The 26,777-nt window shown below is 63.2% G+C and carries 32 protein-coding genes and 1 tRNA gene; 23 read left to right on the top strand and 10 right to left on the bottom strand.

Features of this window, described 5'->3' with window-relative positions:
* Positions 1–56 precede the first annotated feature (56 nt).
* The 3 genes from IPM06_16230 to IPM06_16220 all read right to left on the bottom strand — a co-directional run bounded on the left by IPM06_16230 (position 57) and on the right by IPM06_16220 (position 2,207).
* Entirely contained in the window at positions 57–662 is a 606-nt protein-coding gene (locus IPM06_16230) for a helix-turn-helix transcriptional regulator (GenBank protein ID MBK8771959.1), read from the bottom strand.
* A 25-nt stretch (positions 663–687) separates the two neighbouring features.
* A complete protein-coding gene (locus IPM06_16225; protein ID MBK8771958.1) occupies positions 688–1,308 on the bottom strand; it encodes a transglutaminase-like cysteine peptidase in 621 nt (206 codons plus the stop codon).
* A 314-nt stretch (positions 1,309–1,622) separates the two neighbouring features.
* A complete protein-coding gene (locus IPM06_16220) occupies positions 1,623–2,207 on the bottom strand; it encodes a transglutaminase-like cysteine peptidase (GenBank protein MBK8771957.1) in 585 nt (194 codons plus the stop codon).
* A 294-nt stretch (positions 2,208–2,501) separates the two neighbouring features.
* Between IPM06_16220 and IPM06_16215 the strand changes: the two genes are divergently transcribed.
* Positions 2,502–2,586 (top strand) — tRNA-Leu (locus tag IPM06_16215).
* Between the two features lie 91 nt (positions 2,587–2,677).
* On the opposite strand, the gene IPM06_16210 is transcribed toward IPM06_16215, so the two are convergent.
* Positions 2,678–3,163, bottom strand: a complete 486-nt coding sequence (locus IPM06_16210) for an isoprenylcysteine carboxylmethyltransferase family protein (GenBank protein ID MBK8771956.1) — start codon at positions 3,161–3,163, stop codon at positions 2,678–2,680.
* A gap of 75 nt (positions 3,164–3,238) precedes the next feature.
* On the opposite strand from IPM06_16210, the gene IPM06_16205 reads away from it, so the two are divergent.
* The 10 genes from IPM06_16205 (at position 3,239) to IPM06_16160 (ending at position 10,970) form a co-directional block, all read left to right on the top strand.
* Positions 3,239–3,652 carry a DNA-directed RNA polymerase subunit omega gene (locus IPM06_16205; protein ID MBK8771955.1) on the top strand — a complete coding sequence of 138 codons (414 nt, stop codon included), beginning with the start codon at positions 3,239–3,241 and terminating at the stop codon, positions 3,650–3,652.
* 76 nt (positions 3,653–3,728) lie between these two features.
* Positions 3,729–5,903 carry a bifunctional (p)ppGpp synthetase/guanosine-3',5'-bis(diphosphate) 3'-pyrophosphohydrolase gene (locus tag IPM06_16200; protein ID MBK8771954.1) on the top strand — a complete coding sequence of 725 codons (2,175 nt, stop codon included), beginning with the start codon at positions 3,729–3,731 and terminating at the stop codon, positions 5,901–5,903.
* A 4-nt stretch (positions 5,904–5,907) separates the two neighbouring features.
* Entirely contained in the window at positions 5,908–6,498 is a 591-nt protein-coding gene (locus IPM06_16195) for an orotate phosphoribosyltransferase (protein ID MBK8771953.1), read from the top strand.
* Positions 6,499–6,502: 4 nt separating this feature from the next.
* Positions 6,503–6,895: a holo-ACP synthase gene (locus IPM06_16190; GenBank protein ID MBK8771952.1), complete on the top strand. Its 393-nt coding sequence runs from the start codon at positions 6,503–6,505 to the stop codon at positions 6,893–6,895.
* Positions 6,896–7,093: 198 nt separating this feature from the next.
* On the top strand, positions 7,094–7,909 hold the full coding sequence (lepB, locus tag IPM06_16185) for a signal peptidase I (protein MBK8771951.1): 816 nt from the start codon (positions 7,094–7,096) through the stop codon (positions 7,907–7,909).
* A 62-nt stretch (positions 7,910–7,971) separates the two neighbouring features.
* Positions 7,972–8,604: a ribonuclease III gene (rnc, locus tag IPM06_16180; GenBank protein MBK8771950.1), complete on the top strand. Its 633-nt coding sequence runs from the start codon at positions 7,972–7,974 to the stop codon at positions 8,602–8,604.
* Entirely contained in the window at positions 8,595–9,509 is a 915-nt protein-coding gene (gene era, locus IPM06_16175; GenBank protein MBK8771949.1) for a GTPase Era, read from the top strand. The genes rnc and era overlap by 10 nt, the downstream gene beginning before the upstream one ends.
* A 9-nt stretch (positions 9,510–9,518) precedes the next feature.
* Positions 9,519–10,241: a DNA repair protein RecO gene (gene recO, locus IPM06_16170; GenBank protein ID MBK8771948.1), complete on the top strand. Its 723-nt coding sequence runs from the start codon at positions 9,519–9,521 to the stop codon at positions 10,239–10,241.
* A gap of 55 nt (positions 10,242–10,296) precedes the next feature.
* Positions 10,297–10,701: a methylmalonyl-CoA epimerase gene (gene mce / locus IPM06_16165; GenBank protein ID MBK8771947.1), complete on the top strand. Its 405-nt coding sequence runs from the start codon at positions 10,297–10,299 to the stop codon at positions 10,699–10,701.
* On the top strand, positions 10,698–10,970 hold the full coding sequence (locus IPM06_16160) for a DUF1467 family protein (protein MBK8771946.1): 273 nt from the start codon (positions 10,698–10,700) through the stop codon (positions 10,968–10,970). Before mce ends, IPM06_16160 begins: the two co-directional genes overlap by 4 nt.
* Positions 10,971–11,015: 45 nt before the next feature.
* Here IPM06_16160 and betC read toward each other — a convergent pair whose 3' ends face one another.
* Positions 11,016–12,563 (bottom strand): choline-sulfatase, encoded by a 1,548-nt coding sequence (gene betC / locus IPM06_16155; GenBank protein MBK8771945.1) that lies wholly within the window; start codon positions 12,561–12,563, stop codon positions 11,016–11,018.
* Between the two features lie 12 nt (positions 12,564–12,575).
* On the opposite strand from betC, the gene yidD reads away from it, so the two are divergent.
* Positions 12,576–12,812, top strand: a complete 237-nt coding sequence (yidD, locus tag IPM06_16150; protein MBK8771944.1) for a membrane protein insertion efficiency factor YidD — start codon at positions 12,576–12,578, stop codon at positions 12,810–12,812.
* 45 nt (positions 12,813–12,857) lie between these two features.
* Here yidD and IPM06_16145 read toward each other — a convergent pair whose 3' ends face one another.
* Positions 12,858–13,565 carry a porin family protein gene (locus IPM06_16145; protein ID MBK8771943.1) on the bottom strand — a complete coding sequence of 236 codons (708 nt, stop codon included), beginning with the start codon at positions 13,563–13,565 and terminating at the stop codon, positions 12,858–12,860.
* 210 nt (positions 13,566–13,775) lie between these two features.
* Here IPM06_16145 and thrS point away from each other — a divergent pair, with 210 nt between their 5' ends.
* Genes thrS through IPM06_16125 form a run of 4 tightly spaced genes read left to right on the top strand, consistent with a single transcriptional unit; the run spans position 13,776 to position 18,491 of the window.
* A complete protein-coding gene (thrS, locus tag IPM06_16140) occupies positions 13,776–15,731 on the top strand; it encodes a threonine--tRNA ligase (protein ID MBK8771942.1) in 1,956 nt (651 codons plus the stop codon).
* A 33-nt stretch (positions 15,732–15,764) separates the two neighbouring features.
* Positions 15,765–16,490, top strand: coding sequence for an SDR family oxidoreductase (locus tag IPM06_16135; GenBank protein ID MBK8771941.1), 726 nt, complete (start codon positions 15,765–15,767; stop codon positions 16,488–16,490).
* A 58-nt stretch (positions 16,491–16,548) separates the two neighbouring features.
* A complete protein-coding gene (locus tag IPM06_16130; GenBank protein MBK8771940.1) occupies positions 16,549–17,574 on the top strand; it encodes an LLM class flavin-dependent oxidoreductase in 1,026 nt (341 codons plus the stop codon).
* Positions 17,574–18,491 carry a pirin family protein gene (locus IPM06_16125; protein MBK8771939.1) on the top strand — a complete coding sequence of 306 codons (918 nt, stop codon included), beginning with the start codon at positions 17,574–17,576 and terminating at the stop codon, positions 18,489–18,491. Before IPM06_16130 ends, IPM06_16125 begins: the two co-directional genes overlap by 1 nt.
* Positions 18,492–18,500: 9 nt before the next feature.
* Here IPM06_16125 and IPM06_16120 read toward each other — a convergent pair whose 3' ends face one another.
* On the bottom strand, positions 18,501–19,442 hold the full coding sequence (locus IPM06_16120; protein ID MBK8771938.1) for a hypothetical protein: 942 nt from the start codon (positions 19,440–19,442) through the stop codon (positions 18,501–18,503).
* Positions 19,443–19,626: 184 nt separating this feature from the next.
* Between IPM06_16120 and IPM06_16115 the strand changes: the two genes are divergently transcribed.
* Genes IPM06_16115 through IPM06_16105 form a run of 3 tightly spaced genes read left to right on the top strand, consistent with a single transcriptional unit; the run spans position 19,627 to position 21,514 of the window.
* A complete protein-coding gene (locus IPM06_16115; protein ID MBK8771937.1) occupies positions 19,627–20,214 on the top strand; it encodes a nitroreductase in 588 nt (195 codons plus the stop codon).
* Complete coding sequence (locus IPM06_16110; protein MBK8771936.1) at positions 20,211–20,918, top strand: HAD family hydrolase; 708 nt, start codon at positions 20,211–20,213, stop codon at positions 20,916–20,918. The genes IPM06_16115 and IPM06_16110 overlap by 4 nt, the downstream gene beginning before the upstream one ends.
* Entirely contained in the window at positions 20,918–21,514 is a 597-nt protein-coding gene (locus IPM06_16105) for a flavin reductase family protein (GenBank protein MBK8771935.1), read from the top strand. Before IPM06_16110 ends, IPM06_16105 begins: the two co-directional genes overlap by 1 nt.
* A gap of 25 nt (positions 21,515–21,539) precedes the next feature.
* Here IPM06_16105 and IPM06_16100 read toward each other — a convergent pair whose 3' ends face one another.
* Positions 21,540–22,007, bottom strand: coding sequence for a MaoC family dehydratase (locus IPM06_16100; GenBank protein MBK8771934.1), 468 nt, complete (start codon positions 22,005–22,007; stop codon positions 21,540–21,542).
* Between the two features lie 385 nt (positions 22,008–22,392).
* Here IPM06_16100 and IPM06_16095 point away from each other — a divergent pair, with 385 nt between their 5' ends.
* Both IPM06_16095 and IPM06_16090 read left to right on the top strand, forming a co-directional pair.
* Positions 22,393–22,761 (top strand): hypothetical protein, encoded by a 369-nt coding sequence (locus IPM06_16095; GenBank protein ID MBK8771933.1) that lies wholly within the window; start codon positions 22,393–22,395, stop codon positions 22,759–22,761.
* Between the two features lie 93 nt (positions 22,762–22,854).
* Complete coding sequence (locus tag IPM06_16090) at positions 22,855–24,015, top strand: DUF2336 domain-containing protein (protein ID MBK8771932.1); 1,161 nt, start codon at positions 22,855–22,857, stop codon at positions 24,013–24,015.
* Positions 24,016–24,028: 13 nt separating this feature from the next.
* Here the strand turns inward: IPM06_16090 and IPM06_16085 are convergent, their stop codons facing one another.
* Positions 24,029–24,796 (bottom strand): NAD kinase, encoded by a 768-nt coding sequence (locus IPM06_16085; GenBank protein ID MBK8771931.1) that lies wholly within the window; start codon positions 24,794–24,796, stop codon positions 24,029–24,031.
* Positions 24,797–24,891: 95 nt separating this feature from the next.
* Here IPM06_16085 and IPM06_16080 point away from each other — a divergent pair, with 95 nt between their 5' ends.
* Together IPM06_16080 and cobU are read left to right on the top strand one after the other, a co-directional pair.
* Positions 24,892–25,281, top strand: a complete 390-nt coding sequence (locus IPM06_16080; protein ID MBK8771930.1) for a DUF1636 domain-containing protein — start codon at positions 24,892–24,894, stop codon at positions 25,279–25,281.
* Positions 25,278–25,778: a bifunctional adenosylcobinamide kinase/adenosylcobinamide-phosphate guanylyltransferase gene (gene cobU, locus IPM06_16075; GenBank protein MBK8771929.1), complete on the top strand. Its 501-nt coding sequence runs from the start codon at positions 25,278–25,280 to the stop codon at positions 25,776–25,778. The genes IPM06_16080 and cobU overlap by 4 nt, the downstream gene beginning before the upstream one ends.
* Positions 25,779–25,793: 15 nt before the next feature.
* On the opposite strand, the gene cobD is transcribed toward cobU, so the two are convergent.
* Positions 25,794–26,774 carry a cobalamin biosynthesis protein CobD gene (gene cobD / locus IPM06_16070; GenBank protein ID MBK8771928.1) on the bottom strand — a complete coding sequence of 327 codons (981 nt, stop codon included), beginning with the start codon at positions 26,772–26,774 and terminating at the stop codon, positions 25,794–25,796.
* Positions 26,775–26,777: the final 3 nt, after the last annotated feature.

Genomic DNA, 26,777 nt, shown 5'->3' with positions numbered 1-26,777 from the left:
GAATTGCGTAAAAGCAAAAAATCATGTGAAAAATGTGAAATAATTCTGGCGGTGTATCAGCGGCTGCGCAGCGTGTGCAGCACCACGCCCTTGATCACAACGCTCTCTTCGTCGGCGCCGTAGGGGCGGAGCAACTCCGCGTCGGCCGTCGCCGCCACGAGATAGGGCGGCTGGAAAATGCGGAACACGGTTTCAGTGCGCTGGGCATGCCAGTCGTAGATCTGCGCGCAGACCACGTCGCCCTTGAGGGCAGGCGTACCCAGCTGCACGAACAGAATATCGCCGGGCCGATAGCCGGCGAGTTCAAGCGCACGGCTCTTCAAGGTCCAGGCATCGACAGCGGGAATGGTGGCGCGCAAGTGTGCGAGCACATCGCCGGCCATCGATGATGGGGTGACATCGAGCGGCTGTGCTTCCGGCTCCGCAAGACCGGCGTAGGATGTAGCCGAATTGCCGGCATCGCCATTGAAGGGAATACCGGTGACCTGCGCGATGCGGCGCAAGGTGGACTGGCGCAGGGATTGTCCGGCCTGGGCGGGCGAGAGGAAGCGCGAGAGCGTCGATGGATCAAGCCCGGCACGCTTGGCCAGTTCCGTCTGGTTCCAGCCTGTCCGGTCAAGGACATTGATGATGTAGCCGCGCTGGTCCTGCTTTTCCTGCATGAAGTGCCCGCGCGGATGATCCCGTTCAGTTGCCGACGCTGCTGCCCAGCGAGGCGGTGGCGGTGGTCTTGGCGTCGTCGAGCGACACCCACTGCTTGGGATCGCGCTGCGTCTGGCGCTTCAGGAAGCGGTAATTGGTCTCGCTCCAGAGCAGGATGTCATCGCGGCGGTTGTCGAGCACATAGTCGCCGCCATCGGTGCTGACGGTGAGGACGGCATGACCTTCGCCGTTTTCATCCAGCACCACGGTGATCAAAAGGTCGGAAGAGGGGAAGCCGCGAGCTTCCAGTTCACGCTTCTTGAGGAGCAGGTAGTCCTCGCAATCGCCGGCGGTGACGGGGTAGGTCCAGAACTCCACTTCGCCGTAGAGTTCCTGGTCCGAGGCGGGCTTGATCGAGGTGTTGACCTTCATGTTGACCTGGAACAGGTCAGACCAGCGTTCCGGCGTCATCTTGAGGTGCGGGGTAAGCAGGGTGCCGCGGCTCTTGCATTCCGCCGGGCTCTGGGCACAGAACTTGACGTAGCCGATGGGCGGCTTGGTGCGGCCATGTTCCGTCACGAAGAGACTGGCATTGCCAGCCAGCGCCGCCGAACCGGACAAGGTTGCCAGGAGACCCGCGAGCACCATTCCCAACCGCATCTTCATCTTTACGCCCACCCACACCATTAACTCTTCATTAAGACTCTTACATCGCGGCCTCACGCGCAACACAAGTGTTACTGATTGGTTAATGGGGTCGGGAAATCTTTAGATTTCAACGGCGGGCGGCCCCGCGATAACCTTACCGGGCAGGGACCGGCGCGGTTCTCCTGCGGTGCGGGTCGCAAGCCTGCCTGATGTTCTGGAGGCCCCCAAAAGAAAGTGGAGCCGACACCGGGTGGGACGGTGCCGGCTCCGAGAAGCCCGGCGGTTTGGGGGATGGGGGGACGCCGGCCGGGCCTATCTCTGGTGCAACGGGATCAGTGCGTGCTGCTGCTCGCGACTGTGCCCGTGGCGATGGTTTTCTCTTTCACCAGCGCCACCCACTGGCGCGGGTTGGTCTGGGACTGGCGCTTCAGGAATGAATAGTGCGTGTCTTTCCAGCGCATGATGTCGTTGCGGCGGTTGTCGAGGATGAATTCGCCCTTGTCGGTGACAACTGTGAGCACGGCATGGCCCTGGCTCTGTTCGTCGAGCACCACGGTGATCAGCAGCGCCTCCTGGGGAAAGCCCAGGCCTTGCAGATATTTCTTCTTGAGCAGCAGGTAGTCTTCGCAATCGCCGGCATCGACCGGATAGGTCCAGCGCTCGGCTTCGCCGTAAAGCTCCATGTCACTTACGGGCGTGATCTTGCCGTTCACGTAGGTGTTGACCTGATAGAGAAGGTTCCAGCGGTCGGGATCCATGGCGATGCGCTTGGCGCGGCTGTTGCGGTCCTTGCAGTCTTTCGGGTTCTCGGCGCAGAAGCGCACGAAGCCGACAGGCGGACGGGCCGCGCCGAACTCGGCTGCAAAGGCAGGAGAAGATTCGGAAGGCGTATTGAGTGCGATTGCCTGCGGCGGCATCGCTATTGCCCCGAGAAGAAGGGCAGCCCCCACTGCGCTTGACCTCACCATTTGAAACGCCCCATTCGTTGTTCGTTGGAGCCAACATAGCGCTGCCACATTGCAGCCACGTTCAGGTGCGCGTGCCAAGTTAATGTAAATGCTCAGGAATCTGACTGCGATTTGTTAACCACGCCAACTCCGGAGGTGCTCTTTGCAAGGAAAACTGCAAACTCGTGCAATGTTGCAGCGCGGGGGTTGCGCTTCTGGCAATCGCCTGTTAATCACCCGCCCGCTTCGTGAGGTTTCGCGAATGCGGTCGTGGCGGAATTGGTAGACGCACTACCTTGAGGTGGTAGCGGGGAGACCCGTGAAGGTTCGAGTCCTTTCGACCGCACCATCCTGATCCAACCGGATCGGCGATGGTGCAACCGGGTCAGCAGGTGCCAGTGGCACCTGCGCCCAGCGGTGCACGGAGCACTTTCCCGTTTTCAGCTTTTCTGTCCAAACCAGCGGCGTGTACGTTGCCGGTAGATTTTCCAGTCATTGCCGAACTTCAGCGACAGGTGCTGTTCCTCCCGCTCCACCGCCAGTTTCTTCGTGGCGAGGAGGGCGACAGGGGCGGCGAGGACGAGGGCCCAGATGCCCGAGAGCAGGCCCGCACCTGCCACCAGCAAGAAATTGCCGAGGTAAACGGGATTGCGGCTCCAGGCGAAGATGCCCGTGGTGATCAGCCGGTTGGCGCCCTTGTTGGGGAGGATGGTGGTGTGGTGTCGGCGGAAGGCCAGTACCGCCAGCACGTCAATCAGGATGGCGCCCGCGATGAGGGCCACGCCAGCGGCCCGCAGGACCAGACCCGCCGTTCCGCCGGGGAACCTCACAGGCGAGGACAGATGCAGGAGCAGCGCCAGTGCCGCCGCCCCGGCAAAGAGCAGTGGTGGCCAGGGAACGCTGTTGGGGCGGGATTCGTAATCCATGGCCTATACTTGCATTTGCGGGCCGAAGTGGCTAGAAGCCCGCCAATTCCCATTCATCCAAGGAGTCCACGCTTCATGGCGCGCGTCACCATCGAAGACTGCATTGACAAGTTGCCGAACCGCTTCGAGCTGGTTCTTCTCGCCGCCCACCGCGCCCGCCTCGTGTCGCAGGGTTCACCGCTGACGGTGGACCGTGACCGCGACAAGGATCCGGTGGTGGCGCTGCGCGAAATTGCGGCCGAGACCATCAACAAGGATGACCTCCGCGAGGAATACATCCACGCCATGCAGAAGCATGTGGAAGTGGACGAGCCGGAAGAGACCGAAGTGCCGCTCATTGCCCAGTCGGGCGACATGTCGGTTGTCGACGACCAGGGCCAGAGCCAGGATCCGGCCGAGTTCGAGCAGATGACCGAAGAAGAACTTCTGCGCGGCCTCGAAGGCCTTCCGCCCGCCGAAAGTCCGGGCAGCCAGCGCAACGGCTACTGATCACGTCGCCGCAGTGCGATAAATTGACGAGGCCGGGGCTGGACCCCGGCCTTTGTTTTTGTATGGTCACATCATCATGATGCGCCAATACGAGTTGGTCGAGCGGGTAACGCGCTACGATCCCGATGCGAACGAGGACCTGCTCAATCGCGCCTACGTCTATGCCATGAAGGCCCACGGCAACCAGAAACGCGAATCGGGCGAGGCCTATTTCAATCATCCCCTCGAAGTCGCGGCCATCCTCGCCGACATGAAACTCGACGATGCCACCATCGCGGCGGCGCTGTTGCACGATACGGTCGAGGACACGGGCGCCACGACGGAAGAAATCGGCGAAAAGTTCGGCCCCGAGATCGCAGCCCTCGTGGATGGGCTCACCAAGATCAAGCAGCTGGATCGCGTGACGCGCGAGGCGACGCAGGCCGAAAACCTGCGCAAGCTCTTGATCGCCATGTCGCGCGACGTGCGGGTGCTGCTGGTCAAGCTCGCTGACCGCCTGCACAATTTGCGTACGCTTGAGCATGTGAAGCCGGAGAAGCGCACGCGCATCGCCCAGGAAACCATGGACATCTACGCCCCGCTGGCGGGCCGCATGGGCATGCAGTTGGTGCGCGACGAGATGGAGGACATCTGCTTCCGCATCCTTAATCCGGAAGCGAACCAGACGATCTGCGACCGTCTCGACCGCCTGCATGCGGAAAGCGGCGACGTGATCCGCGAGATCGAGCGGGCGCTGATGAAGCTGTTCGAGGACCGGGGCCTGAAGGCGCAGGTGTTCGGGCGCGAAAAACGTCCGTACTCGATCTGGCGCAAGATGGAGCGCAAGAACCTCTCGCTCGACCAGTTGTCGGACATCTTCGGCTTCCGCGTGATCGTCGAGACGCTGGACGATTGCTACAAGGCGCTGGGCATGGTGCACCGTGCCTGGCGCGCCGTGCCGGGGCGCTTCAAGGACTATATCTCGACGCCAAAGCAGAACGACTACCGCTCACTGCACACCACCGTTGTCGGTCCCCATCACATGCGCGTGGAAATGCAGATCCGCACCCGCATCATGCACGAGATCGCCGAGCGCGGCGTTGCCGCCCATGCGCTCTACAAGGACACCGCCGAAGTGAAGGTGGCCGAGACGGGTGCGCGCGAAGGCGCCGCCGAATCGAACGCCTATCGCTGGCTCCGTCACCTGATGGAGGTCTTGCAGGAGGGCGACAGCCCCAAGGAGTTCCTGGAACACACGCGACTCGAACTGTTCCACGACCAGGTGTTCTGCTTCACGCCAAAGGGGCAGCTCATCGCCTTGCCGCGCGGCGCCACGCCCATCGATTTTGCCTATGCGCTGCACACCTCGATTGGCGACAGTTGCGTGGGCTGCCGCATCAACGGCCGCCATGCGCCGCTGGTGACGACGCTGGCCAATGGAGACGAGGTGGAAATCATCCGCTCGGATGCGCAGGTGCCGCCGCCCGCCTGGGAGGCCATCGCCAAGACGGGCAAGGCAAAGGCCGCCATCCGCCGCGCCACGCGGGCTGCCATCCGCAAGCAGTTTGCGGGACTTGGCCGCGAGATCGTGACGAAGCTGCTGGAGCGTCACAAGGTTACCTTCACTGACAAGCAGCTCGCCGCCGCCGTGCCGCGCCTCGGCCACAAGAACCTTGATGATGCGCTGGCTGCCGTCGGCAAGGGTGATCTCTCCGGCACCGACGTGCTGAAGGCGCTGGGCATCGCCGTCGATGACGGGGACATCAAGGAAGCGCGGCGCAGGCTGGCGCAGAAGAAAACCGAGAAGGGCGGAGCGTCGGCCATTCCGGTGCGCGGCGCCAGTGCCGGTACGGTGCTCAAGTTCCATCCGGTGACGGGGGCCGTGCCGGGCGAGCGTATCGTCGGCATCGCCACGCCGGGCGAGGGCATCACCATCTATCCGATCTTCGCGCAGGCGCTGGAACAGTTCGACAGCCAGCCCGAACGCTGGGTGGACCTTGCCTGGGGTGTGGCCGAAGAAGGCCAGCGCTTCCCGGCGCGCATCCACCTCAACCTCATCAACGAGGTGGGCGCGCTGGCGCAGGTGACGCAGGTGATCGGTGAGCAGGGCGGCAACATTGATGAACTGCAACTGCTGAAGCGCCAGGGCGTGTCGGATTTCTTCGACCTCACCATTCTTGTGGAAGTCTTCGACAACCGGCATTTGATCGACATCATGAATGGCCTAAAAGCCAAGCCGAGCGTCACCCAGGTGGTGCGTGTCACGGGGTAGCGCGATGCTTTCACACGACGATGTATTGAACGAATTCCGCGCGGCGGGTGCGCTGCTGGAGGGGCATTTCATCTTGTCCTCGGGCTTGCGCAGTCCGCGCTATCTGCAATGCGCACGCGTGCTGATGGACCCCCGGCGCGCGGCGCGGCTATGCGCGGCGCTGGCGGAAAAGGTGAAGGCGGGCGGCATCGCCGGCATCGACATCGTCGCCTCTCCGGCCATGGGCGGCGTCGTCGTGGGCTACGAGATGGCGCGGCAACTGGGCGTGCCGTCGATCTTCTACGAGCGTGTCGATGGCAAGCTGGTGCTGCGGCGCGGCTTTGAGATTCCGGCGGGCGCGCGGGTGCTGATGGTGGAAGACATCGTCACCACCGGACTGTCGTCACGCGAATGCATCGAGGGCATCGCGGCGGATGGCGGCAATACCGTTGCCGCCGCCTGCCTCATCGACCGCTCCGGCGGAAAGGCCGACGTGGGCGTGCCACTCTTCGCCCTCACCCAGCTTGACGTCCCCACCTACGCCGCCGACGCCCTGCCACCGGAGCTGGCAGCCATCCCTGCGATCAAGCCGGGGAGCCGGGGGCTGGCGAAGTGATTTCATGATCATCGGCATCGGCAATGACATCATTGATATCCGGCGGATCGAAAAGACGCTGGAGCGGCACGGGACGCGGTTCACGGATCGGGTGTTCACCGAGGTCGAGCGGCGGAAGTCTGACCGCCGGGCGGAGCGGGCGGCGTCCTATGCCAAGCGTTTTGCCGCCAAGGAGGCTTGTTCCAAGGCGCTCGGGACAGGGTTGTCCCAAGGCGTTTATTGGCGCGACATGGGGGTGGTGAACGAGCCCTCGGGGAAGCCCACCATGCAGCTCACGGAAGGGGCAGGGCGCCGGCTCGCCAAGCTCACGCCGCAGGGCATGACCGCGAGGGTGCATCTGACCATGACGGATGAATATCCCTATGCCCAGGCCTTCGTCATCATTGAGGTGGTGTAGGAGTGAAGCCCGACGGTTCGCCCTCCGCGTGTGCGCAGGGCGACGGCACGCTGCCAAGGGACAGGTTCACGAACTGTTGCATTTTAGCAACAGCATTTCGGCTTGCTCTTGCCTCGATTGCGACCCATATCGCCCCACAGCTATACTTAACATTCCGAATTTCTCTGGGAAGCCGCGCGTTCGCGGCCATGGATTTTGATGCACAAGGACGACCATACGCTTGCGGCCCAGCGATCGGCGGGGCGGAAGCAGGAGGATGGACTCTGGGAGACTGCGAAGGTCATCATCCAGGCGCTGGCCATTGCCTTCTTTGTGCGCACCTTTTTCTACCAGCCCTTCAACATCCCGTCGTCATCCATGTACCCGACCCTCAAGGTGGGGGATTATCTCTTTGTTTCAAAGCTTTCCTACGGTTATGGCAAGTATTCGTTCAACTTCGCGCTGGGCGTCGGCGACAGGAATCTGATCTCCTGCTGCCCGGTTGATTTCCCCGGCCGCAAGGTTCTGGCGGATACGCCGAAGCGCGGCGACGTGGCCGTGTTCAAGCTGCCGACGGATACGAGCATCGACTACATCAAGCGCGTCATCGGCCTGCCGGGCGACCGCATCCAGATGAAGGACGGTGTTCTCTACATCAACGACGTGGCCGTGCCGAAGGAGCGAGTCGCGGATTACGTGGATCCCGATGGCGAAGGCCATGGCATGCCCGTGCCGCAATACCGCGAGACGCTGCCGAATGGCGTCACCTACAACGTGCTGGACCTCACGGAAAACGGCAGCGCCGACAACACCAGCGTGTATGAAGTGCCGGAAGGGCATTACTTCATGATGGGCGACAACCGCGACAACTCGCAGGATTCGCGCTACCTCGACGTCGTCGGCTACGTGCCGATCGAGAATTACGTGGGCCGGGCCGACATCATCTTCTTCTCCATCTCGCCCGATGCGGTGTTGTGGCGGCCGTGGGAATGGCCGTTCCTTACGCGCTGGATGCGCTTCTTCAACTTCATCTGATGCCGGCCGTATCCGCGAGCGCAAAGGCACCCCTTGCGCGGCTCAGCGACAGGATCGGCTACGTGTTCAGCGATTCAGACCTGCTGCATCAGGCGCTGACCCACGGTTCGTCGGGGCGCAAGGCGAAGGACTATGAGCGCCTGGAATTCCTCGGCGACCGGGTGTTGTCGCTGGTGATCGCCGACACGCTGTTCCACAGCCACCGCAAGGAGCAGGAGGGCCTGCTGGCCGCGCGGCACAGTGCCATCGTGCGCGGTGATGTCTGCGCCACAGTGGGCGAGGCGATGGGTCTCCACGATTTCATCAAGGTGGGCGACACCGAAAAGAGAACCGGCGTGCACCGCATGAAGTCGGTGCTGGGCGACGTGGCCGAAGCGGTGATCGGCGCCATCTATATCGACGGCGGACTGGAGGCGGCGCGCAAGGTCATCCTGCATTTCTGGAAGGATGCGCTGAAGCATCCCGACTCGGTGCAGAAGGATGCAAAGACCTTCGTGCAGGAATGGGCGCTGGCCAAGGCGCTGCCACTGCCGCGCTATGAAATCACCGGGCGTGAAGGCCCGGAACACAGGCCGCAGTTTTCCGTGCGGCTCACCATCGACAGGCACAAGGAGGCAGACGGCGTGGGGTCCACCAAGCAGGCAGCAGAAATGGCGGCAGCCACGGCATTCATTGCACGGGAGCAATTGCGGTGACGGACATCACTCCCGCGCTCCAGCAGCGTTTTGGCTTTGTCGCCATCATCGGCGCGCCCAACGCCGGCAAGTCCACGCTGGTGAACCAGCTTGCGGGCTCCAAGATTTCCATCGTCAGTCACAAGGTGCAGACCACGCGGGCGCGCATCCGCGCCATCCTGGTGGAGGGCGATGCGCAGGTGGTGCTGGTGGATACGCCCGGCATCTTCACGCCGAAGCGCAAGCTCGATACCGCCATGGTGGACAATGCCTGGGCCGGTGCCTCGGAGGCTGATGCGGTGATCGTGCTGATCGATGCGCGGCGCGGCATGGATGAGCAGGCGGAGCGCATTATTGCCCACATGAAGGAGCAAAACCGCAAGGCGATGCTTGTGATCAACAAGACGGACCTGGTGCGCCCTGAGCAGCTTCTGCCGCTGTCGCAGAAACTGAACGAAGCCTATTCCTTCACCGAGACCTTCATGGTGTCGGCGCTCACGGGGTCCGGCGTGGCCAAGCTGAAGGCGCGGCTTGCGGCGCTCATGCCGGAAGGTCCGTGGCACTATCCGGACGACCAGGTGGCGGATGTGAACCTCCGCTTCCTCGCCGCCGAAATCACCCGCGAGAAGATCTACGAGCGGCTGCACGAAGAGCTGCCCTATTCCTCCACCGTCGAGACCGAGACGTGGGAGGAAATGAAGGACGGTTCCGTCAAGATCAAGCAGGCGATCTTCGTGGCACGCGACGGGCAGAAGGCGATTGTCGTGGGCAAGGGTGGCCAGATGGCCAAGACGCTGGGGCAACTGGCGCGGGCAGACATGGAGTTGGCCTTCGGGCGGCGCGTGCATCTGTTCCTCTTCGTCAAGGTCCGCGAGAACTGGGCCGAAGACCCGGAGCGTTTGCGCATGATGGGGCTGACGCTGTAACCTCGCCCCATGGAATGGCGCGACGAGGGAATCATCCTGGCGGTGCGGCCGCATGGCGAGACCGCGGCCATCGCGGAAATCCTCACGCAGGGCCACGGCCGCTGTCTGGGACTTGTGCGGGGCGGGCGGGGCCGCAGGCTCAGGCCCCTGTTGCAGCCGGGCAATCATGTGGACTGCGTGTGGCATGCGCGGTTGGAAGAACATCTCGGGCATTTCGTGCTGGAACCGCTGCATCTCCAGGCCGGCCTCATCATTGATGAGCCGCTGCGGCTTCTGGGTGTCTCGTCGCTCACCGCGCTCGCACAATTGCTGCCGGAGCGCGAACCGCATCCCCGCCTGTTCTCGGCCCTGCAGGTGGTGCTGGAATCGATTGACCACGATGATGTGTGGCCGGCGCTTCTGGTGCGCTGGGAAATGGGCCTGCTTGATGAACTGGGCTTCGGCCTCGACCTCTCGAAATGTGCCGCCACGGGACAGAGCGATGACCTGCGCTACGTGTCACCGAAGTCGGGCCGCGCCGTGAGCCGCGAGGCGGGATTGCCCTATCACCAGCGCCTGTTCCAGTTGCCGCCCTTCCTGCGCGGCGGTGGCACCGGTGCTGAAGGCGACGTGATCGACGGCATGCGCCTCACCGGCTATTTCCTGGAACGGCATGTCTTCGGTCCGCGGGCGGTGGACATGCCGCAGGCCCGGCAGATGCTGCAGGAAAAACTGGGCCAAAGGACGCATTGAACGCAAGGACCGGCTGCCGCAAGGAGCAGTCCATCCCGCTGAACCGGAGTTGACCATGATCGGCCGCCTGAACCATGTCGCCATTGCCGTACCGGACCTCGCCGCAGCGGCGGAGCAGTATCGCACCATGCTGGGCGCCAAAGTCTCGGCACCACAACCCGAACCGGCGCACGGCGTCACGGTTGTTTTCGTGGAGTTGCCAAACACCAAGGTGGAACTGCTGGCGCCGCTCGGCGACAACTCGCCCATCGCCGCTTTCCTCGCCAGGAACACGAGCGGCGGCATTCATCACATGTGCTTCGAGGTCGCGGACATTCTCGCAGCACGGGATTCACTCAAGGCCACGGGGGCGCGCGTGCTGGGAGACGGAAACCCGAAGACGGGCGCGCACGGCAAGCCTGTGCTGTTTCTCCATCCCAAGGATTTCAACGGCACTCTCATTGAACTGGAGCAGGCATGAGCTGGGTTTCCGCCGCCGCCATCTTTTTCATCATCTGGTGGACAGTGTTGTTTGCCGTCCTGCCCTTCGGCGTGCGCAATGCGGCGGAAGCCGGCACGCAGGTGGAGGAGGGGCATGACTCCGGCGCGCCGGTGGCTCACGGCCTGCGTTGGAAACTGCTGGTCACGACGGCAATCACGGTGGTGATCTGCGTCGCCTTCCTCATCCTGTTCCACAACGGCTTCCTCGACGTCGTCAACAGCCTGTTCCCGGACCCGGCGAAGGGCTGACAATCCATCGCGCCGTCACGGTCCACGCATGTGGACCGCGAGTCTTTACCGCGCCCGCTTGTCCTCGATGTCGGGTGCCTGCGGGTAGCGGGACTGGAGATCGCGGTCGGTGACGCTCATATGGTTGCGGGTGTATTGCTCGGAGGCCTTGCGGAGCGGCTGGAAATCCCACGGGAAGAGCGACCCCTTCTTCATGGCTTCGAACATCATCAGGCGGGCCTGCTGGCTTTGCAGCACTTCGGCATGGATGCGGGGAATATCGAACTTGGCCTCGACTTCGGCGCGCATGGTCTTCGCCAGCGGGTGCGTGGCCGCGAGATTGGTGCGCTCCTCGGGATCATCCACAAGATTGAAGAGCTGGTCTGGATCGGTGGGGCTGTGGATGAACTTCCAAGGCCCGCGGCGCAGCATGTACATGGGTGCAATCGCACCCTCGGCCAGATATTCGCCCCAGGTGGCGGCGCTCGCATCTTCCTTTGCGCCGTCCAGCAACGGCTTCAGCGAGCGGCCATCCACAGTGCGCGCGAGCTTCAGAGAATCGCCCTGGCCGATGTGTGCAAGCGTGGGCAGGATGTCGGCCAGTGACACGGGCTCCGCCACGCGCCGCGGTTTGTAGCGTTTGGGCGACCAGATCAGCATCGGCACATGGGCCGACGGTTCAAGGTAGCTCATCTTGTACCAGAGGCCGCGCTCGCCCAGGAAATCGCCATGGTCTGAGGTGAAGACCACGACGGTGTTGTCGAGCATGTCGGTTGCTTCCAGCGTGTCGAGCAACTTGCCGACGAGGGAGTCCACATAGGAGATGTTGGCGTAGTAGCCGTGGCGCGCGGCGCGCAGGTCCTTCTCCGTCACGGTGTAGTCGTCCATTGCCGACACGTCGTAGAGGCGCTGGCTGTGGGCATCGAGATCGGCGCGGGCGAGGCGCGGCGTGGACGGAAGGTCGATGTCCTCGTCGCGATACATGTCCCAGAACTGTTGGCGCGCGGCATAGGGGTCGTGGGGGTGGGTGAAGGAGACCATCAGCGCCAGCGGCTTGTCGCGGTCGAAGCGGGCGTGATCGTAGATCTTGCGGGTGGCCTGAAAGGCCACGTCGTCATCGAACTCCAGCTGGTTGGTGATCTCGGCGATGCCGGGCTGCAGTACGCTGGTCATATTGTGGTACCACCAGTCGATGCGCTCCTGCCGCAGCCGCCAATCGGGCGTCCAGCCGAAGTCTGCGGGGTAGATGTCGGTGGTGAGGCGCTCCTCAAGGCCGTGCAACTGGTCTGGCCCCACGAAGTGCATCTTGCCGGAGAGGCAGGTCCGGTAGCCTTCCATGCGGAGGTAATGGGCCCACGTTGGAATGGCGGAGGGGAACTCGGCGGCATTGTCGTAGACGCCGGTGCGGGACGGCAGGAGGCCGTTCATCACCGTGGCGCGGGCGGGCGAGCAGAGGGGGCTCGTCGAGTAGCAGTTCTCGAAGACCACGCCTTCCGCCGCCAGCCGCGAGAGGGCGGGCGTCTTCACCAGGGGGTGACCGTGGAAGGGCAGGAAACGTGCCGCCAACTGGTCGGCCATGACGAAGAGAATGTTGGGTTTTGCCTGCTGTGCCATTATGTTGCCCTGATGAAATCCGCTGTGCTGCTGCTGATCCGCCTGTATCAGCTCACCTTATCCTCCCTGCTGGGACGGCAGTGCCGCTTTCTACCGACATGTTCGGACTATGCGCGGCAGGCCATCGAAAAACACGGCGTCATGTGCGGTGGCCGGCTGGCATTGCGCCGCATCGGGCGCTGCCACCCGTGGGGCGGGCAGGGCTACGATCCGGTGCCCGAGCACCCGGACTGTGCGCCGCACAAATGAAAAAGGGCCGGATTGCTCCGGCCCTTCGCAGGTCTTTGAACTGGATCAGAAGGCCCAGATGGCGCCCAGGCGCACTTCGTGATCGTCGAAGTCTTCGATCGTGAAGTCGCAAACGCCGGCGCAGGATGCGCTATAGTAGTCGTCGCTGTTGAAGCGGGTGTAGAGGTAGTCGAGGCGCAGGCGGAGGTTATCCGTGACAGCGTGTTCCACGCCGCCGCCGACTGTCCAGCCCCAATGGTTGCCGTTCAGGTGGTTCGGGTCGGCTGCGATGATGCCGTCCACGTCACCCTTGGCATAGGCCACGCCGGCTGTTGCGAAGAGCAGGGTGTCGTCGAAGGCGATGCCCCAACGGCCACGGAAGGTTGCGATGTGATCCATCGAGAAGGCGAAGTCGCCACCGGCTTCTTCGTTGGTGGCGATGTCACCCGACATGCCCCAGTCGGCTTCGAGACCGACAACCCAGTCGCTGAACTGGTGGTTATAGCCTGCGAGGGCGCCGCCCTTGAAACCGCAGCCCGAATTTTCCCAGATCACGTCAACCGGCGGCGGGCCGGCGCTGTGCTCGGTCAGTTCGCCATCGACGCAGGTTGCGCCGACCCAGGCACCCACATAGATGCCGGTCCAATCATAGGTCGCGGGGCGCAGCTCTTCCACCGGGGGCGGAGGAGGTACGTCGAGGTCGGCGGCGCGCACAGTGGCCGACGGCAGGAGCGCCGCAGTCGAGAAGGCAAGAGCAAGAAGAAGCTTTTTCATATTGGTACCCGGTTACAGTTAACGCAGTCAGTAGGGCCAAGATGACTTGTTAAGGTTAACAGCGGGTTTCGGAAATCTTGAGAAACCCTTAATTCATGGGGCTTTTTTGCGGCTGCTTGATTTTGCGGCGCGGCCTTGGCATGGCTCTCGCCGTTCAATTGATTTGCCTACCCGGATCTGTGGCCGGGAGTGGGCAGGAAGGAAAAGACCATGATTACCGTGACATTCCCCGATGGCGCCAAGCGCGATTTTGAAGCGGGAACCACGGCGGGGCAGGTTGCCGCCGCCATTTCCAAATCCCTCGAGAAGAAAGCCGTCGCCGCTGTCATCAACGGCACGCTGTCGGACCTCTCCGATCCGCTGACGGCGGATGCAGCACTTGAGATCGTGGTGCGGGACGATCCGCGCGCACTTGAACTCATCCGCCATGACGCGGCACATGTGCTGGCCGAGGCGGTGCAGGAACTGTTCCCCGGCACGCAGGTGACGATTGGTCCCGTAATCGAGAACGGTTTCTACTACGACTTCTTCCGCAACGAGCCATTCACGCCCGCGGACTTCCCCGCCATCGAGAAAAAGATGCGGGAGATCATCCAGCGCGACAAGCCATTTACCAAGAGCACGAAGTCGCGCGAAGCCGCCAAGGATTTCTTCCGCGCCAAGGGCGAGATGTTCAAAGTGGAACTGGTCGATGCCATTCCCGGCAACGAGGACATCAAGTTCTATGACCAGGGCGGCTGGACCGACCTGTGCCGCGGGCCCCACATGAATTCGACGGGCAAGATCGGCAGCGCCTTCAAGCTGATGAAGGTGGCGGGCGCCTATTGGCGCGGCGATTCCAAGAACCCGATGCTGACCCGTATCTACGGCACGGCCTGGCACAACGAGAAGGACCTCGCGGGCTATGTGACGGCGCTGGAGGAAGCGGAGAAGCGCGACCACCGCAAGCTCGGCCGCGAGATGGACCTGTTCCATTTCCAGGAGGAAGGCCCGGGCGTGGTGTTCTGGCACCCGAAGGGCTGGAGCATGTTCCAGCAACTCATCCAGTACATGCGCCGCCGCCTCAACCGGCTGGGCTATGACGAAGTGAATGCGCCGCAGCTGCTCGACAAGTCGCTGTGGGAAACGTCCGGCCACTGGGGCTGGTACAAGGAGGCCATGTTCGCCGCCAAGCCCGCGGGCGAGGAGGCCGAGGACAACGAGCGCATCTATGCCATCAAGCCGATGAACTGCCCGGGCCATGTGCAGATTTTCAAGCACGGCCTGCGCAGCTACCGGGAACTGCCGATGCGCCTCGCCGAATTCGGCAGCGTGCACCGTTACGAACCGTCGGGCGCGCTGCACGGTCTCATGCGCGTGCGCGGCTTCACGCAGGACGATGCGCATATCTTCTGCACCGACGAGCAGATGGCCAACGAGTGCCTGATGATCAACGATCTCATCCTCTCGACCTACCGGGACTTCGGCTTCGAGCAGATCGTGGTGAAGCTCTCGACGCGGCCCGAGAAGCGCGTCGGTTCCGATGCGGCATGGGACCGGGCAGAAGCCATCATGGGCAAGGTGCTGGAGCAGATCGCGGCGCAGAGTGGCGGCAAGATCAAGACCTCCATCAATCCGGGCGAGGGAGCCTTCTATGGCCCGAAGTTCGAATATGTGCTGCGCGATGCCATCGGCCGTGACTGGCAGTGCGGAACGACGCAGGTGGACTTCAACTTGCCGGAACGCTTCGGCGCCTTCTACATCGGCGAGGACGGCAACAAGCATGTCCCCGTCATGATCCACCGCGCCATCTGCGGCTCCATGGAGCGCTTTCTCGGCATTCTCATCGAGCACTTCGCGGGGCATTTCCCGCTGTGGCTGGCGCCCAAGCAGGTGGTGGTTTGCACCATCACCTCAGACGCTGATGCCTATGCCGAAGAGGTGGGCCGGCAGTTGCGGGATGCGGGGCTGCGCGTCGATGTCGATCTTCGCAACGAAAAGATCAACTACAAGGTCCGCGAACATTCCGTGGTGAAGGTTCCGGTGATCCTTGTGGTCGGAAAGCGCGAGATGGAAGAAAAAGCGGTCAACGTTCGCCGCCTCGGAAGCCAGGAGCAGAAGGCGATGACACTCGCCGAGGCGCTCACCTCGCTCACAACGGAAGCGACACCTCCCGATCTGAGGTGAACTGTGATGGGCATGACTGCGTAAGAGCAGATCATGCCCAAACACATCATCATCGGAACATCGGGAATCGGCGGGGCTTTGGCGCGGCGTTTGGCGGGGCGGGGAGATGCACTTCATCTCATCTCGCGGGACGGCGCGGCACTTGCTGAACTGGCAACGGAACTTGGGGCCACATTCACGGCGGCCGATGTCACTGAGCCTGGCGCCCTTGAAGCGGCCATTTTGCAGGCGGGAGGCCAGATCGACGGGCTTGCCTATTGCGTCGGCTCGATCAACCTCAAGCCCATCTCACGCCTCACCGAGCAAGACGGCCTTGCGGATTTTCAATTGAATGCGCTGGGCGCATTCCGCGCCGTGAAGGCGGCGCTGCCTGCCCTCAAGGCGAGTTCGCAGAACAATGCCGCCGTGCTGCTCTTTTCAACCGTGGCGGTGCAGCAGGGCTTTGCCTCCCATGCGTCGGTTGCCATGGCGAAGGGTGCGGTCGAGGGCCTGGCGCGGGCGCTGGCGGCGGAGCTTGCGCCGAAGGTGCGGGTGAATGCCATCGCGCCGTCGCTCACGCGCACGCCGCTCGCATCCGGTTTCACCGCAAGCGAACAGACGGCAGCCGCCATCGCGGCGCTTCATCCGCTGCTGCGCCTCGGCACACCTGACGACGCAGCGGCACTTGGCGCACTCCTCCTGTCACCAGAGGCGGGCTGGATCACGGGGCAGGTGATTGGCGTCGACGGCGGCCGGTCGTCATTAAGGGTGAAAGGCTGATCTCCCACTTGAAAAGTAACAAGACAAGTTCCAGATAAATCCGGTATAAGGACTCATCATGGAACTCGGACTCTATACTTTTGCGGACGTGGCTGCGGGCCACCCGGAACTGGCGGGGCAGCGCTTGCGCAATCTCGTCGAGGAAATGGAACTTGCAGATCAGGTCGGCCTCGATGTGTTTGCCGTGGGCGAGCACCACCGGCCCGACTACGCCGTCTCATCGCCCGCGGTGGCACTGGCGGCGGGGGCGGCGCGGACGAAGCGCATCCGCCTCTCCAGCGCCGTTACCGTGCTGTCGTCGGATGATCCGGTACGCGTGTTCCAGCAATATGCGACCGTGGACGGCATCTCCAATGGCCGGGCCGAGATCATGGCGGGGCGGGGCTCGTTCATCGAGTCCTATCCGCTCTTCGGTTATGACCTTGATGACTACGACGCACTGTTTGGCGAGAAGCTGGACCTGCTGATGAAGTTGCGCGAGAGCGAGCGCATCACCTGGGCCGGGCAGTTGCGGCCATCGATCAACAATCTCGGAATTTATCCGCGCCCCGAGCAGAAGAAGATGCCGATCTGGATTGCCGTCGGCGGCACCCCGCAGTCGGTGGTGCGCGCGGCAACGCTTGATCTTCCCATGGCACTTGCAATCATCGGCGGAGATCCGCGCCGCTTCGAGCCGTTCTTCGCCCTCTATCGCGAGGCGCACGGCAAGGCGGGGCATGACGCCAGGACGATCCAACTCAGCCTCAACATGCACGGCTTCGTGAGCGATACGGATGAGAAGGCGCGGGATATTTACTCCGCCGCCCATCTCGACGTGATGAACCGCATCGGCCGTGAACGTGGATGGCCGCCGCAAGGCCGCGCGCATTTCGATCAGTCCTGCAGCCCCACGGGCAATCTCATCGTGGGATCGCCTGATCGTGTGGCGGACCGGATCATCGAACTGCATGCGCTGTTCAAGAACACGCGCATTCTCGTGCAGATGGCGATCGGTACCGTGCCGCATGCCGAGCAGATGCGCGCGATTGAACTCATGGGAACAAAAGTGGCGCCCAAGGTGCGGGCCGCCGTCGGAGGTGCCTGATGTCTCTTCCCAACATTCCCGATCCCTTGCCCGGCGATGCGGCGGCGGCCGATGCGCTCGACCTTGTCATCGTGCCGCGGGCGCGTGACATCGGCGATTTCGAAGTGCGCCGCGCCTTGCCCTCGGCCCAGCGGCAGATGGTGGGGCCGTTCATCTTCTTCGACCAGTTCGGCCCGGTGCTGATGAAGGCGGGGCAGGGCATGGATGTGCGGCCGCATCCCCACATCGGCCTTTCCACCGTCACCTGGGTTTATGACGGCGTGATCCAGCACAAGGACAGCCTGGGCTTTGACCAGGCGATCAAGCCGGGCGAATTGAACTGGATGACGGCGGGCAAGGGCATCGTGCATTCCGAGCGCACGCCGCCGCGCGAGCGTGGCGCGGGGCAGAAGATCTACGGCATCCAGAGCTGGGTGGCACTGCCGAAGTCGCACGAAGACGTGGCTCCGGATTTCGAGCATGTGCAGGATGCGGCCCTGCCGTTGCTCACCGACAAGGGGCGGAGCGTGCGCGTGATTGCGGGCGAAATTTATGGCGCGCGATCACCGGTAAAAACCCATTCCGACCTGTTCTATGCCGACGTGACGCTTGAGGCCGGCGCACGCCTGCCGTTGCCGGCGGAGCATGAGGAGCGGGGCATCTACATCTCGGAAGGTTCGCTCACCGTTTCGGGCGAGCGCCACGAGGCGGGACGGCTTCTGGTGTTCAAGCCCGGCGATGCACTCACGCTCGCCACGGAAACGGGCGCGCGTTTCATGCTGCTCGGTGGCGAACCCATGGATGGCCCGCGCTTTATCTGGTGGAACTTCGTGTCGTCCTCAAAAGAAAAGCTGGAAGCCGCGAAGGACGACTGGAAACGGGCCCGCTTCGCCATCGTCCCCGGCGACGAAAAGGAGTTCATCCCTCTGCCGGAGTGAGCCGGGCTTTCAGTTCCCCAGCATGATGTCGCGGGCTTCGCCTTCCTTGATCTGGAAGGATGCCGTGAGGCGTTCGTTGCCGATGCGGGCGATGGCGACGTAGTCGCCGGGCTGGAGGGCGATGTTGGCGTTGAGGCCGATGATGTTGCTGAGTTCCGTTTCCGTGCCGCGGCGGATTTCCCATTCCACGCGGCTGTCGGGCGCACCCACATAGGAGAGGCGGGCGAGGCCGGCGCGGTGGTCGATCTCCACCGCACTCATGATGCCGGGCGTCACCTTCACGTCCATCACGGCCACGGCGTTGCCGGTGATGAGGCGGCTCTCGACGCGATACTGTCCGGCGGTGAGGTTGATGATTTCGCCGGGTGTGGCGGTTTCGCGGACCATCTTGCCCTTGGCCTTGCCGGTGAGCGCATAGACGCGGGTGCTGCTGCCAATGTCGGGCGAAATGAGCCCGCGGATGCGCGGCAGGACGCGGAGCGCACCGGCGTTCAGCACGAAGCGCATGTCCATGCGCGTGCCTTCCAGCAGGGTGAAGCTCTCTTCCAGTTCCACGGCGCCATAATGCGCCTCGACGGCGTAGTAGCCCGGTTGCAGCGCCACGGCGGCCGTGGTGGCTGCGCCATCGAATACCGTGTCACCGGCGGCGTTGGTCACATGCCACGTCACATTCTTCAAAAGCATTGCCGACTGGTCCGTCAGTCGGGCGGAGAGGGTTGCCATTTCCTGGCCGGGTGCGGCCTTGGCGACCGCCACCTCATGTTCGGCGGACGGGGAGATGGAGCCGGTTTCTTCATTCTCCGGCGCAAGTTCGGGCTGGGCTGCGGGCAGGGCACTGCCGGCGGTGAGCAGACATGAAATCGCAACGCACGAGAAAAGCGCCGCCAGACGGAAGTTTTGAACTTTTCTCGTCTGGCGGCGTGTGTGCGAAGGACGGGTGCAGGCGTCCATCGTCATCCCCTGTAACACTCTGTTGGCGCCGTCCCTGGCGCCGTTCTCCCCAAGCCTTCTCGGCCGGCAGGTGGACTGAACACCAAGCGCGGGCGGGGCGCAACGGAATGCCTAATGAATGGTTAATAACACGCATGCAATTGCAGCCATTGCGCAGGCAGGGGTTGCTTTGCCATATGGAGGCATGACCCAATTCAATGACACATCCTCGCTTCTCGCCTTCCTGAAGACACGCAAGTCTGCTTCCGCCAAGGCCATGTCCGGCCCCGGTCCCAGCGATGCTGAGCTGCGCCAGTTGCTGGCCCTGGCCACACGCGTGCCGGATCACGGCAAGCTCACGCCATGGCGCTTCATCACCTTCACGGGCGAGGCGCGGGCGAAGATCGGGGAGCGGTTTGCGGCGCGGTGGAAGGTGCTGCATCCGGAACACGGCGACGAAATCCTGGCCTTCATGCGCGGCTTCATGATGCGCGCGCCCACCGTCGTGGCGGTGGTGTCCAAGGCGGCGGCGCATCCGAAGATTCCCGTGTGGGAGCAGCAGATGTCGGCTGCGGCCGTGTGCTTCAACCTCGAACTTGCCGCCCAGGCCCATGGTTTCGATGCCACGTGGCTCACCGATTGGGTGGCCTATGACACGGAGGCGAAGGTGGCCATGGGCATCGGTGCGGAAGAGCAGGTGGCGGGCTTCATCTTCATCGGCACGGCGTCTGCCCCGCTGGAAGACCGTCCCCGGCCCGACGTCGAAACACTCGTCACGGCGTGGAGCGCATGATGGCCATCAAGGGCGTACTCTTCGACAAGGACGGCACACTCATTGAAGTGAACGGCACCTGGGTGCCGCTGTACCGGCAGATGCTGAAGCAGGATTTCAACGTTGCCGATAGTGACATCGAGGTGATGCTGGAGCGCGGCGGCTATGATCCGGCGACGGGCACGTTCCGCCCCGGCAGCACGCTTGCCGCGGGCACCACGGGGCAGATCGTGCAGCTCTGGTGGCCGGAACTGACGGCCGAACAGCAGAAGCAGCGCGTCTCGCTCATCGACAACGAAATCGCTCCGCAGGCGAAACAATTCATCAAGCCTCTCATGGAGTTATCCAACGTCTTTGATGAATTGCGCGAAATGGGGTTGCGCCTTGGCGTGGCCACCAACGACAGCTTCCGCTCGGCCATGGCGCAGATGAACCATCTCGATGTGCATCATTATTTCGACCACATCATCGGCTGGGATTCCGTCGTGGTTCCCAAGCCCTCGGGGCACATGATCGAGTATTTCTGCGGCAAGACCGGTCTCCGGCCGGAGGAGGTTGCCATGGTCGGTGACAACGGCCACGACATGGAAGAGGCGCGGGCAGGCGGCGCTGGCCTTGCCGTTGCCGTGCTCTCCGGCAATTCCGCCCACGGCGACATCGCCCACATGGCCGACCACACCCTCGACAGCGTGGCGGCCCTGCCGGCCCTTCTGCGGAGCCTCTGATGTTCTACGATGCCATCCGCAACGATCACGGCCTCGCGGTTGATCCGTTCAAGGCGATTGTGGTGCCGCGCCCCATCGGCTGGATTTCCACGATGTCGGAGCAGGGCATCAACAATCTCGCGCCCTACAGCTTCTTCAACGCCTTTGCCGATGCGCCCAACTATGTGGCCTTCGGGTCTGGCGGGCGAAAGGACTCGCTCACCAACATCGAAGCCACGGGCGTCTTCGCCGTGAATCTCGCTACCTTCGCCCTGCGCGAAGCGGTGAATGCAACATCGGCCAAGGTGGCTCCGCATGTCGATGAATTCCAGGTCTCCGGCCTCACGCCGGTGCCGTGCCGGCTCATCAACTGCGCCCGCGTCGGCGAAAGCCCGGCGGTGCTGGAATGCCGTCATTTCAAGACCGTTGAGCTTCCCGATGACGACGGCCACATCTCGGACTTCCTGGTGATCGGCCGGGTCGTCGGCGTCTATATCGACGACCGCTACATCATCGAGGGCCGCGTGCAGGTCGCCGACATGAAGCCCATCGCGCGGCTGGGTTATTCGGAATACGCCACGGTCGACAAGGTCTGGCGCATGCGCCGCCCGGACTAGGGCAAGCGCGCGTCCACAAGTCCCGTCATCCTTCACGTATGTCGGCGGGCCGCTTTCGCACCATCACTTGCCGCAGGCACTGGGCCACCAGCGTGCCGTCCTGCCTGAAGGCGCGGTGGTCGAATTCGACGATGCCGGCGTCGGGGCGGGACTTGCTTTCACGCTTTGCCGCGATGCGCGTGGTCACGCGGATGGTGTCGCCCTGGAACAGGGGGGCGGGAAATTTCACTTCCGTCATGCCGAGGTTGGCGACGATGGTGCCCGTCGTCAGGTCATTGACGGAGATTCCCACCATCAGCCCCAGCGTGAACAGCGAGTTCATCAGCGGCTGGCCCCATTCTGTGTCCTTGCAGAACTCACGGTCGATGTGCAGCGGCTGCGGATTGTAGGTAAGGGCGGAGAAGAAGATGTTGTCCGCCTCCGTCACGGTGCGGCGGATGGGATGGTCGTGGACGCTCCCTACTGTGCAATCCTCAAACCACAATGCCGGCATGTTGCCCCCTTCATCTTTCTGGCCCAAGCAAGCGCACTGGCGGACGTCATGCAAGGTGGCGAAGTGCGCGGGTAGGAACCGTCAAAATACAACTTTAAAGAGAGTCGATGCAGGGAATGAGTCGCGGTGCGAGTCGTGAACGGAGGCCGAACGCCACAATTCCGCCATTGTGGACAAATTTGTTGAAAAGTCAGCTTTATCTTGTTTTTTCAACACTATAGTCCCTGTGGAAAAGCTGTGGAAAAGCTGTTTAACGTGTCATTAACCAAGCGCGCGCAGGACTCGCCCCACGTGCAGGCGGTCCGCCCCCGGATCTCCGCACCACCGAGGCACTGGGGCCCCGGTCGTTGCACAGAGAGAGTCGCGTCACATGGTCAGTTGTCTCTTGATCGACAGAAACGCCGGCGAGCGCCTGAAGCTCTCCGACATCATGGCCGAGTTGGGCTTTGACTGCATTGCGCTGCCTGAGACGGCGGATGGAATCCGCTACTGCCAGACGCATCGGCCCGATGTCGTGGTGATGTCGGCGGCCGCGGCCGATGACGCCCGCGACTTCCTGCGTTTTGCGCCGGGAGCCGATGGCCGTGATGGCCGCCCCGTCGTCATCTTCTATGCCGACAAGCCCGACGTCGAGACCATGGGCGAGGCGATCCGCGAAGGCGCTGCCGAATTCCTCCTCAAACCCTTCGACCGCGATCTCCTGAAGTTCAAGCTGCGCCAGTCCGGCGTCATCACGGGCATGCGCGCCAACTGACGACAATTCCTACCCAATTCCTAACGGGCATAGTGAACCGATTGTTAAGCGTTGCACCGTAGCCTTCTCCCATTAGTTTGCATGGGTCTGGGAATGCAGGTCGAGTCAGTCACGGGTTTGGATGTCACGGTTCTGGAGGCGGTCATCGATACGGGTGGCGTCATGGCCCGCGTTGCGCTGGCCCGCCAGCTATGCACGCTGATTGCAGCAGACGACACGCCACAGCACGAACGGGACTCCGTTCTCCCTGTCATGTTGAAACTGGCGCTGGATGAAGAACGCGCCGTGCGCGCCGTCCTCGCCGAAGAACTGTCCTCCATCGCCACCGTTCCCGCCGATCTCCTGTTCTGCGTCATTGCAGGAGAGGATGATATTGCGCTGCCGTTTCTCAAGATCACGCCGGCGCTTGATCCGTGGCACATGCTGGCGGTGTTGCGCGTCGGCGACGAAGCGCGCCAATGCACGGTCGCCTCGCGCCACGACATCACGGCGGAGGCCGCAGCCTACATCATCAAGTCTTCGCCCGTGCCGGTCGTGCTCGCGCTGATGGACAACGAACTGGTGAAGCTCGAACTCGCGGACATGCACGCGCTCTATGCGCGGCTGGGCCAGTCCGGCGATCTCGTCGACAGGCTTCTGGCAATGCCCAATCTGCCGCTCGACATTCGCATCACGCAGGCCAAGCGCGCTGCCACGCGCATGCGCCAGATGATGGCCGAGAAGTCCTGGCTTCCGGCCAATGATGCCTCCGAACTCGTTTCCGATGCGGAAGACAGCGCCATCCTGCAGGTTCTTGCCACGGCGCCGGTTGAAGAACTTTTGCGCGGCATTGATTTCCTCGCGGCCAAGCACATGCTGACACCCGCACTCATCATCCGCGCGGCCTGCCTCGGTGAAATGCGCGTGGTCGAAGCCTCGCTCGCCCATCTCGGTGGTTCTTCACCCCAGCGTACGGCGGGGCTGATGTATGGCCGGGGGGCCATGAAGTCGCTCGTTTCGAAGTGCGGGCTTCCCGCATCCTGCGCCGGTGTCTTGCAGGCCTATGCCGATGTGGTGATGGAAGCGCGCGCCGAAGGGCTCAACCTCGGGCGCGAAAGTTTCGGACGCCGGCTGCTCGAGGCGCTCATGACGCGCTACGAATTGCTGGCACCCCATGACCGCGCCAAGCAGATTGAATTCGTAGGCCGCTTCGCCGAGGACCGCGTCCGCAAGATCGCCCGGCAACTGAAGGCCGACATCCAGCGCGCTGCGTAAGCGGCCATCCGCCTCAATACTTGAATTGTTCGTTCAACACCCGCTCGGCCAGGCTGTGGCCGGGGTCGAAGAGCATTTTCACCGAGCGCTTCTTGTCTTCGGCGATCTTGACGGTCTGGACGTGCCGCACTTCCAGATGATCGGCCACGGCAGCGACCGGGCGCTTTTCCGATTCCAGGATTGTGAACGTCACTTCCGCGGTTTGCGGCAGGATGGCGCCGCGCCAGCGCCGGGGGCGGAAAGCGCTGATCGGCGTGAGCGCCAGGAGCGGCGATCCCACCGGGAGGATGGGCCCATGGGCCGAGAGGTTGTAGGCCGTGCTGCCCACGGGCGTTGACAGCAGGATGCCATCGCAGGCCAGTTCCTCAAGCCGCACCTGACCATCGACCGAAACCCGGATCTTGGCGGCCTGGTGGCGCTGGCGGAGGAGCGAGACTTCATTGAAGGCGATGGCCGTCTGCGTGTCGCCGCCTTCGGAGGTCGCCTCCATGCGCAGCGGGTGGATGACGGTGAGTTCGGCGGCCTGCAGGCGGTCCGCCAGGTCCTTCTCGCCATAGTCGTTCATCAGGAACCCGACCGTGCCACGGTTCATGCCGTAGATGGGCAGGCCGGTGGAAACGAAGCGGTGCATGGTCTGGAGCATGTGGCCATCGCCGCCCAGCGCCACGATGACGTCGGCGCCATCGGGATCGCGCACCCCATGCGCTTTCTGCAGCTTGGTCAGCGCCCGCTTGGCTGCGGGAGAATCGGACGCCACGAAGGCGATGCGGTTGAGTTTCATGCGGGGGGCGGGTTGACGGGAGGGGCTGGGCGTTCCATGGATTGCCCGCAACCCTAACCTGCTTCCAAGCCATTGCATAGGCCACCCTTTTTCCCATGCGCGCGATTGTCATCTGCAACACCTGCAAACACGCCGACGGGCGCAAGCTCGACGATGATGGCCGCAGTGCCGGCAGCTATCTCATTGACGCCATGACAGACCTGCTGGCGGAGAAGGGCCGCGCCGATGTGACGGTGCAGACGCAAAGCTGCCTGTGGAACTGCACGCGGCCCTGCAGCGTGGTGATCCGCGACGACCAGCGCTTCTCCTATGTGACTGGCGGCAACGCGCCGACGCGCGAGCAGGCCGAGGCCATTCTCGCATGGTTCGATCTGCATGGGGCGACCGAGACCGGCGAGGTGCCTTTCCGCCAGTGGCCTGATTTGATGCGCGGCCATTTCATTGCGCGCATGCCGCCGCTGAAGTCCAGAAGCGATGTGCCATGACAGTCACCCTCGTGCTCGGTGGTGCCCGCTCGGGCAAGTCGCGCCATGCCGAGAGCCTGTGCGCGGGCGACCGCCACTACGTCGCGACGGCGCAACCCTTCGACGACGAGATGCGCACCCGCATCGGCAAGCATCGCCTTGATCGCGGCGATCAGTGGGTGACGCATGAGGCGCCGCATAATCTCATCGACACACTGCGCGTCATTGACGCGCCGAACCGGACCATCCTCGTCGATTGCCTGACGCTCTGGCTCAGCAACATCATGCTCGCGGACGATGACTGGCGGGGATTGGCGGAGATGCTGGCGGCATTGCTGCCCGCCATGCAGGCGGATGTGGTGCTGGTCTCCAATGAAGTCGGCATGGGGATCGTTCCCGAGACAGCCCTCGGTCGCGCCTTCCGCGACGCTCAGGGCGTCCTCAACCAGCGCATCGCGCAAGCGGCGGACAAGGTGGTGTTCGTCGCCGCGGGCCTCCCCCTGGTGCTGAAAGGGTAGCGAGGCGGAGGAGAGTCACGCCAGCAGGGCGAACAGCAGTGTGAGTGCGAACAGCACCAGCATGGCGCGGTCGAAGAGTTTCAGTCCGGTCTCGATGTCCTGGCGGAGGAAGTGGTCGCGGCCCTCCCCCATATAGGGCAGTTTCACGAATTCGCCGCCGTAGGTGCGGGGGCCGCCAAACTTCATGTTGAGGGCACCGGCCATGGCGGCTTCCGGCCAGCCGGCGTTGGGTGAGCGGTGGCGGCGGGCGTCGCGCCATGTCACCCGAGCCGATTTCAGTGCCTGCGCCTTGCCGCTGAAAGCCGCCGCAACGATGAACAGCAGTGCCGTGAGGCGCGAGGCGGGAAGGTTCACCAGATCATCGATCCGTGCCGCGGCCCAGCCGAAATGCAGGTACTGGGGCGTCTTGTGGCCGATCATGGAGTCGGCGGTGTTGATTGCCTTGTACAGCGCCACCGCCGGAAGCCCGCCAATCGTGAGGCAGCCGACGCAGTACCAGAACACGGGTGCCACCACGCCATCGGCGGTATTTTCGGCGAGGCTTTCCAGCGCGGCCTTGACCACATCCGAAACATCAAGCCCCCGCGTGTCGCGCCCGACGATCTGCGCCACCGCGGCGCGGCCCGCACTCAGCGATGAACTGAGCGCGCGGTTCACATCGCGGACATGATCGCGCAGCGACTTCTGGGCAATGAGGGTTGAGCCAAGCAGGGCGCTGATGATGAAACCATAAGGTACCGCCGCGCAGAGAGCCTCGATCACCGTGGCAATGAGCCAGACGGTCGTGCAGAGCAGCAGCATGGCGAGTACGCCGTTCAGCCGCGACAGCGACTTCACATGGGCCATCGTGTTCATGTGCTCATCCATGTAGTCGATGAGCCTTCCCATCCACGACACGGGATGGCCGATCACGCGGTAGAGCCAATTGGGATAGCCCACGACCCGCTCCACCACGAGCGACAGCGCAGGCTGAAGGCCTGTGTCGAGAAGTGCCATGAG

This window comes from Hyphomicrobiales bacterium (genome assembly GCA_016710435.1).
GTDB lineage: Bacteria > Pseudomonadota > Alphaproteobacteria > Rhizobiales > Aestuariivirgaceae > Aestuariivirga.
Note: the sequence above shows the minus strand (reverse complement) of the source record. Positions and strands in the feature narration are given on the sequence as shown.